This is a genomic window from Candidatus Binataceae bacterium (genome assembly GCA_035650475.1).
Lineage (GTDB): Bacteria > Desulfobacterota > Binatia > Binatales > Binataceae > JAKAVN01.
Window position 1 is genome coordinate 1 of the sequence record DASRHP010000018.1, and the last position, 8,179, is coordinate 8,179.

At 67.2% G+C, this 8,179-nt stretch carries 7 protein-coding genes; 2 read left to right on the top strand and 5 right to left on the bottom strand.

All coding sequences use genetic code 11. The annotated features are described in order from the left end of the window. The 5 genes from VFB33_17860 to gcvT all read right to left on the bottom strand — a co-directional run. Nucleotides 1-636, bottom strand: a 636-nt coding sequence (locus VFB33_17860; GenBank protein ID HZO83562.1) for an amino acid permease, incomplete at its 3' end; no start/stop codon positions are given. 166 nt (nucleotides 637-802) lie between these two features. After that, a complete protein-coding gene (locus VFB33_17865) occupies nucleotides 803-2,245 on the bottom strand; it encodes an FAD-binding oxidoreductase (protein ID HZO83563.1) in 1,443 nt (480 codons plus the stop codon). A 61-nt stretch (nucleotides 2,246-2,306) separates the two neighbouring features. Then, a complete protein-coding gene (gene gcvPB, locus VFB33_17870; protein HZO83564.1) occupies nucleotides 2,307-3,755 on the bottom strand; it encodes an aminomethyl-transferring glycine dehydrogenase subunit GcvPB in 1,449 nt (482 codons plus the stop codon). A gap of 89 nt (nucleotides 3,756-3,844) precedes the next feature. After that, the gene (gene gcvPA / locus VFB33_17875; protein ID HZO83565.1) at nucleotides 3,845-5,209 is read right to left on the bottom strand and encodes an aminomethyl-transferring glycine dehydrogenase subunit GcvPA; all 1,365 of its coding nucleotides are present in this window, start codon (nucleotides 5,207-5,209) and stop codon (nucleotides 3,845-3,847) included. Between the two features lie 52 nt (nucleotides 5,210-5,261). Further along, nucleotides 5,262-6,359 (bottom strand): glycine cleavage system aminomethyltransferase GcvT, encoded by a 1,098-nt coding sequence (gcvT, locus tag VFB33_17880; GenBank protein ID HZO83566.1) that lies wholly within the window; start codon nucleotides 6,357-6,359, stop codon nucleotides 5,262-5,264. A 179-nt stretch (nucleotides 6,360-6,538) separates the two neighbouring features. Between gcvT and VFB33_17885 the strand changes: the two genes are divergently transcribed. Together VFB33_17885 and VFB33_17890 are read left to right on the top strand one after the other, a co-directional pair. Further along, nucleotides 6,539-7,441 carry a bifunctional 5,10-methylenetetrahydrofolate dehydrogenase/5,10-methenyltetrahydrofolate cyclohydrolase gene (locus VFB33_17885; GenBank protein HZO83567.1) on the top strand — a complete coding sequence of 301 codons (903 nt, stop codon included), beginning with the start codon at nucleotides 6,539-6,541 and terminating at the stop codon, nucleotides 7,439-7,441. A 99-nt stretch (nucleotides 7,442-7,540) separates the two neighbouring features. After that, the coding region (locus VFB33_17890; GenBank protein ID HZO83568.1) for an amino acid permease at nucleotides 7,541-8,179 on the top strand (639 nt) is incomplete at its 3' end.

The following is an 8,179-nucleotide window of genomic DNA, read 5'->3' on the forward strand; positions in this document are numbered from 1 at the left end:
GTGTATCACCGCCGGCAGCTCGGGACCGCGCACCAGGATCCCGTAGCCCACCAGCCACAGATGCATCACTACGAAGGCAAGGAAGATCGGCAACAGCGAGAGCACCGACTCCTTCACCCCGCGCAGATTCATCGCGACCATCAGTAGGACGACTGCGATGCAGACCCAGAACTTCAACCGCAGCCATTGCGGCGGCAGGAAGCTGAACACAGCGTCGCCGCCGCTGGCGATCGAGATCGAGATGGTGAGCACGTAGTCCACCACCAGCGCGCATCCGGAGACCAGGCCGGGATACCGTCCCAGGAGCCTGGTCGCGACGAGGTAGCCGCCGCCGCCCGTCGGGAACAGGTCGATGATCTGCGCGTAGGAAGCCGAGATGATGAAGACGGTCAGCGCCGTCAAGGCCGCAAGGAAAACCGCCAGGTACTGGTCGTGGCCGAGCGCGAGGAAGGCTTCCTCGGGTCCGTAGCACGACGAGCTCAACCCGTCGGAGCCCAGCCCGACCCAGGCCAGAAAGGCGATCAGCGAGAGATGATGGAAAATTCCCGGGTCGCGGACGTCGCGCGGCGGACCGATGATAAGGTCGGTGAGCGTGCGCTTGCCGCCCCGATCGTCGGCGTTGGTGCGCGAGGTCATTTTGGTTAAGCGGCTGAGCCCCTTTTTATGAGGCGGCAGTTTAGACGCAAAATGCCCGCGCGAGCTAGGCCGGCCGGCCCGGGGCGGCCGAAGGGAAGGGCTGCGCCTTCGCACGGCGCGCTCGCCCGGTCGTGCGTTTCCGGCGGCGCACCGGGCCCGTGTGTCCTCAGGCGGGCGTGACGTTAACGTTCATGCGGAAAAAATTGTCAGGGTCGTATTTCGCCTTCAGGCGCGCCAGCCGCTCGTAGTTGGGGCCGTAGGCCTCCTTTTCGCGGCCCGGCTCGACATCCAGCATGTTGACGTAAACCCCGTCGGTCGCGGGCTTGGCGACCTTCCAGATTCGGTCCACCCAAGCGACCGCCTCCCGCGGCTCGGCGCCTTGCCAATCCGCTTCAGCCCAGAAGGTGAAGCCCGGGCGCCGCTGATGGTAGGCGTTGAAGTCGAGCGGCCGGCGGCTGATCTCTCCGTGGAGGTGGGCGAACCACAGGTCGGCGGCCGGCGGCGGCGGCATCTCGACGATTGCGCCGATGAGCTCGTCAGTGATTTCCGGGACGAAGCCCGAGCGCTGATAGCTAGACCACCCCCACCAGACCGGAAAACCCGCCGCCGCCTGGGCATCCAGGTATGGCTGGCGTTTGACCGATTCCTTCAGCGGGCGCCCGAGCTTGCGCACGCGCGCGAGGTCCTCCTCTGCGCGCTGCGAATCGCCATGGAAGACAAAGACTCCCAGCATCAGTTCCCGATCGTCAGGCCGTGTAAGATTTATTTCGGTCCACAGCGCGTCCGGAGTCGAACCCGCCGCGAAGCCGCGATAGGCGCGCAGAACGTCGCGCGCCTGAGTCAGCGGATACCAGATCCATCCTGCCACCGCCTCGTGCAGCGGATATAGGCGGAGGGTCAGCTCGGTGACGGCGCCCAGGTTGCCCGCGCCGCCGCAAATTCCCCATAGCAGATCCGCGCCGTGTTCCCGGTCGGCTTGCACTGCGCGGCCGTCGGCAAGCACGATGCGGGAACCGACCACGTTGTCGCAGGCCGCGCCGTGCGTGCCGGCGAGTACGCCCTCGCCGCCGCCGAGCACCAGCCCGCCGATTCCCACGTCTTGGCACTGTCCCATCGCCGTGACCAGCCCGTGCTTTTGTGTCGTGCGCTCGAACTCGATACGCGTGAGGCCCGGCTCGGCGCGCGCGATGGCGCGCCGCGGGTCGACGGCGATCCTCTTCATGTGCGAGAGATCGATAACGATACCACCGTTGCACACCGACAGGCCCGCCTGACTGTGGCCTCCGGAGCGCACGGACGCTACGACCTCGTGCCGCCGCGCGAAATCCACGCATCGGCTTACGTCGTCACCCTCGGCGCACCGGACGATCGCCGCCGGGCGCGGGTCGAAGCGGAAATTCCACACCCGTCTCGCGGCGTCATAGCCGGGATCGCCCGCTCGAATCAATTGACCCTTAAGGCGGCGGCCGAGCTTCTTGAGGGCTGCCGGATCGATCGGAGCGCGCGCCGCCGCATAGTCCGGGGGCAGGCTCGAAATCCCAGCCGCTACGGCGACGCCGGCCAGCGCGCCCGTCCTGAGGACCTCCCGTCGTGTGTAGCGGTTAGCCATTTCACCCCTCTTTCGAGTTTCGTCGTGAAAGGCTGCTTCAATGATTATCCGAGCGTTGAAGCTACCCCCGCTTCGGCTGCCAACGAAGCACCGGATGGCGCGCGGCGTGGGCCTCATCCACCCGTGAGAGCGCAAGTTTATGCGGCGCCGTATGCAGCATTTCCGGCTCGCTCAGCGCTTCGTTGTAGATCTTCTCCATCGCGGCGGCGAAAGCGTCGAGCGCCGAGCGCGGTTCGGTCTCGGTCGGCTCGACCATCATCGCGCCGTGCACGACGAGCGGAAAGTAAATCGTCGGCGGATGGATCCCGAAGTCGAGCAGGCGTTTGGCGATATCCAGCGTGCTCACGCCGGAGCGCTTCTCGAGGTCGTGCGTGTGCACGCACTCGTGCATCGTGGGTTCGGCGGTCGCGCTCGGATAGCGCGGCTCCAGCCGGGTGCGCAGATAGTTGGAGGCAAGAATCGCAAGCCGGCTGGCTTCGGCAAGCCCGTCGCCGCCGAGCGCCAGGATGTACGCATAGGCCCGCACCAGCATCCCGAAGTTGCCGTGAAAGGCGCGCAGGCGTCCGATCGAGTCGGGCCGCTCATAATCGAAGCGCCAGCCCCCGCTCTCCCGGCGCACGCGTGGTATCGGCAGGAACGGTTCCAGGTGGCGTTTGACGCCGACCGGCCCCGCCCCCGGGCCGCCGCCGCCGTGCGGGGTCGAGAAGGTCTTGTGCAAATTGAGTTGCACGATGTCGGCGCCCATAGCGCCTGGCTTGGCGACGCCCATCAGCGCGTTCATGTTGGCGCCGTCCAGATAGAGCAGCGCGCCGCGCTCGTGCAGAGCGTCGGCGATCTCGGCGATCTCAGGCTCGAAGATGCCGAGCGTATTGGGATTGGTGACCATCAGCGCGGCGACGTCGTCGCTAAGCAGGCGGCGAATCTCCGCCGCCTCGAGAAAGCCGCGCTTGTTGGACCTGGCGACGACGACTTCGAAGCCCGCGAGCGTGCAGCTTGCCGGATTGGTGCCGTGGGCGGTGTCCGGGATGATCACTTTGCGGCGCGGGGCGGCGCGCTTGCGATGCCACGCGCGCGCGATCAGGAGCCCGGTGAGCTCGCCCTGCGCGCCGGCCGCGGGATGGAGCGACACCGCATCCATGCCGGTTATCTCGGCGAGCGCTGCCTCCAGCCGTGCCATTAGCTCGAGCGCGCCCTGCGCGAGATGCGCGGGAGTCGTCGGATGCAACGCGGCGAAGCCGGCCAATGCGGCAGCCTCGTCGTTGAGCACTGGATTGTACTTCATCGTGCACGAGCCGAGCGGATAGAAGTGCAGGGCCTGGCCGAAGTTGAGCTGCGACAAGCGCAGAAAGTGGCGCATCACTTGCGGCTCGCTGAGCTCGGGGAAACCCGCGATATCGTCGCGGCAAAGCTCGGCGCCCAGAATCTCGGCGCCGTGGGGCTGGCCCGCCGCCCGCGGCGGAAAATCGGCGCCGCCGCGCCCGGCGGCCGACTCCTCGAAAATCAGCGGCACCCCGGGGAGCGGTTCCGCCGGCTGCGCTTTAGCCGCCGCTTGCGGCTGCGAGCCGACGGCTCGCGCCCTTATCTTCTCCGCCCCGGCCATCATCGCCCTCCCAAAAGCGCGGCGGCGAGCCGCCCGAATTCGTCGTCGTGGTTCATTTCGGTGACGCTGACCAGCAGTGCGCCGGCGCCGTCCGGCGTGCGGAGCTCCGGCCAGTATCCGTCGAGCGCGACGCCGGCTAGAATCCCGGCGCGTTCGGCGCGCGCCAGCGCTGCGGAGGAATCGTCAACCGCCGCCACGAACTCATTGAAGAACGGCGCACTGAAGCGCGCGCGAATGCCCACCTTCGCAAGCGCCGCCAAAGCGCGATGCGCCAGTTCGACGTTGCGCGCGGCCAGTTCGCGCAAGCCTCGCCGCCCCATTATCGCCAGATACACGGTCGCCGCCAGGGCGCACAGCGAATGGTTGGTGCAGATGTTCGAGGTCGCGCGCTCGCGCCGGATATGCTGCTCGCGCGTCGCAAGCGTCAGGCACCAGGCGCGCTGCCCCAGCCGGTCGCGAGTCTCGCCGACCAGCCGTCCGGGCATCTGCCGCATGTGCGCGGCGCGCGCCGCCATGAAACCGACGCCGGGGCCGCCGAACTGCGGCGCGATGCCGAAGCTTTGGCCTTCGCCGACGGCGATATCGGCGCCGAGCTGGCCCGGCGACTTGAGCAGGCCGAGGGCGAGCGGCTCGGCCGTGACCGAAATCGCGAGTGCGTCCGCATCGTGAGCCACCGCGGCGAGCCGGCCGAGCGGTTCGACCACTCCGAAGGCGTTCGGATAACCTATGACGGCGCACAGCAGGCGGGCGTCGGCCGCGTGCTGGAGCGCGGCGGCGTCGGTCACGCCTGAGTTGGCGTCGAACGGCAGCTCTACGATCTCGATATCTTCGAAGGCGCTTAGGTAGGTGCGGATGGTTGCGCGGTAATCGGGCCAGAGCGCGCGCGACATCGCGACGCGCGTGCGCTTGGGCGCCGTGCGATGGGCCATCAGGACCGCCTCGGCCGCCGCCTCCGCACCGTCGTACATGCTGGCGTTAGCGACCTCGAGTCCGGTGAGCTGGGTTATCAGGGTCTGGAATTCGAAGATGGCAGCAAGGGTACCTTGGCTGGCTTCGGGTTGATAGGGCGTGTAGCTGGTGGCGAACTCGGCGCGCGCGGTGATCGCACGCACCGCGGCGGGTACGTAATGGCGGTACATCCCGAAGCCGAGGAAGCTCGCGAAGCCTTCTGCGCCGGGGTTGCGCGCGGCGAGCGCTCCCAACGTGGCCGCGACTTCCGCCTCGCTCATCCCAGAGGCGAGGTTTATCGCCGCGCTGCGGCGCATCGCGGCCGGCACGTGCTCGATCAGCTCTTCGAGCGAACGCGCGCCGATCGTGTCGAGCATCGCGCGCACATCGTCTTCGGTATGGGCAAAAAATCGCATTCTATTCACACATCCTCAAGGAGCTTGATGGACTGACTATTGCAACGAGTATTTAAAGGTTCGCGCCGCGGCGGTAAAAGGGCAGGGCGACCACGTCCGCGGGAACGCGGTGGTTGCGAATTTCCACCTCGACCGTGGCCGGAGCGCCGGCCGCGGCGGCCAGGTAGGCCATTGCGAGTGGCCGGTTGAAGCTCGGCGCGAAAGTGCCGCTGGTGACGACGCCGATCTCCGCCCCATCGTGGAGGACCTTGTAACCCTGACGCGCGATGCTGCGGCCGTCAGTCGTACGCAGCCCCGCCAGCCTGCGAGGTGGACCTTCGCGCTGTTGAGCTGCGAGCGCCGCCGCGCCGACGAAGTTGCGGCCGAGCTTCACGAACGCGCCGAGCCCGGCCTCCAGGGGTGAGGTCGCGCGGTCCAGTTCATGGCCGTAAAGCGGCAACCCCGCTTCCATCCTGAGTGTATCGCGGGCGCCGAGTCCGCAGGGTACGAGTCCGCGCGGCGCGCCGGCTTCGAGGATTGCAGCAAACAATCGCTCCGCGCTGGCGGCGGGCGTGAAGAGCTCGAAGCCGTCCTCGCCGGTGTAGCCGGTGCGCGCCGCGAGGCATCGCACACCCGCGACCTCGCAGTCGGCGACTCCGAAACGACGCATCGCGCCGAGCAATTCGGCCCCCAGAGCGCGCAGGGTCGACTCGGCCTGCGGGCCCTGGACCGCGACCAGCGCGGTCTCCTCGCTGACATCGCGAAAGCCTGCGTCCGCGGCGCCGAGGCCGAGCAGCCATTCGCGGTCGCCCGCGATATTGGCCGCATTGACGCAGAGCATGAAGTGCGCGTCGGCGAGACGGTAGACGATCAGGTCGTCTATCGTGCCGCCCTCGGGTGTGCACATCAGCGTGTACTGGGCGCGTCCGACGGCCAGGCGCGCAGCCGAATTGCTCATCGCGCGCTCGAGCAGGTCGAGCGCGCCAGGGCCGGAAAGCTCGAACTCGCCCATGTGGGAGAGATCGAAAATCCCCGCACGCGAGCGCACCGCGCGATGCTCTTGGATGATGCCCGCGTAGCTCAGCGGCATCTCGAAGCCGCCGAACGCGGTCATCTTCGCGCCGAGCCGCTGGTGCAGCGCGAACAGGGGTGTGCGCCTCAGCGCCTCCATCTGGTTTCCAATTCTATCAGAGGCTCCGAGCGCCAACGAGGCGCAACCACGCCGCGATGTTGACAACGATCGACAGGCGCCCGCGTCGGGCGCGGCGTTTGCCAGAAATTTAACCTTGCGGGGCGCCGGGGTGCGATTTGCGTGCGCCGCATCGATACTATATCTCGGTAACTGGCACGATGGCCGCGATCATCATGGACGGGCGCGCGCTGAGCGAGCTTCTGCGCCCGGAACTCGAGCGCCACGCGCGCGAGCTGAGGGACCGCTACAATCTCGTCCCCGCGCTGGCGGCGATCCTGGTCGGCGACGACCCGGCCTCGCGTCAGTACGTGCGCAACAAGCGGCGGATGGCGGAGGAGATGGGCTTCGAGAGCCGAATCGTGACGATACCGGCGCGCGAGGCCAGCACCGCCCGCCTGCGCGAGACGATCGCCGCGCTCAACGCCGACCCCAAGGTCGGCGGCATCCTGCTCCAGCTGCCCGTGCCCGAGACGGTGGACCGCTTCGCGCTTTTCGACGCGATCGATCCGGCCAAAGACGTTGACGCGGTGGGCGCGGCCAACGTCGCCAACTACTATCGGGCGCAACGCGGACGGTTCATCCCCTGCACCCCGCGCGGCGTCCTGACCCTGCTCGCTCATTACCGCGTGCCGGTTGACGGCGCGCGGGCGGTGGTGATCGGACGCAGCGATATTGCGGGCAAGCCGATGGCGCTGATCATGGGCGGGCGCATGTGCAACGCGACCGTCACCTGGTGCCATCGCCATACCCGCGACCTTGCCGGGCTCTGCCGCGAAGCCGACATTATCGTGTCATGCGCGGGGGCCGACGTGGGCCGGCCGTTCCTGATCACGGCCGATATGGTCAAACCGGGCGCCTGCGTGATCGACGTCGGCTTTCGCCGCGTGGCGCCGGGCAGATTCGTGGGCGACGTGGATTTCGAGCAGGTGAAGGAGATTGCGGGGTGGGTGACGCCGAATCCGGGCGGCACCGGCCCGATGACGGTGGCGGCGCTGATGCAGAATCTGATCGACGCGGCGCGCTACGGATTAGGCCTCGACGCGGCTGCCTATTCCGTCTGATTTGGCAATAATTTCAGGCAGTTACAACTGGATCTGGTCCGCGCAGAGCTTTGCGTCTAGACTGCGTTGCGTATCTGACCCACCTCGGCTTCGGAGACAATGGCGTCACAAACCAACGGCGATGGTCCAAGTAGCGCTAAACGCTCGCTTTCCGACGTTATCATCGGTCCGCCGCGCGACGTCCGCGACCCGGGAATTTTCCATCATCTCTCGCTGATCGCCTTTCTGGCCTGGGTCGGGCTGGGCTCCGACGGGTTGAGCTCGGCGTGCTACGGGCCGGAAGAGGCCTTCCTCGCGCTCGGCCACGACCAGTACCTGGCGGTTTTCCTTGCGGTGATGACGGCGCTGACCGTCTTCATCATCTCGGCCTCCTACACCCAAACCATCGACCTGTTTCCGACTGGCGGCGGCGGCTACCTCGTCGCGACCAGGCTCCTGGGGCCGTATCCCGGCCTGGTCTCCGGATGCGCGCTGGTGGTGGACTACGTGCTGACGATTTCGGTGTCGATTGCCAGCGGCGCCGACGCCATCTTCAGTTTTCTGCCACCGCGATGGTTGTGGCTGAAGTTCTTCGTGTGCGTCGCGGTGGTTCTGATCATGGTCGCGATGAATCTGCGCGGGGTGAAGGAGTCGGTGCTCTCGCTGTTGCCGATCTTCCTTGCCTTCGTAGTGATGCATCTGTGGCTGGTGGGCTACGGGATCCTGGTGCGCGGTCCCGAGCTGCCGGCGGTGATACAC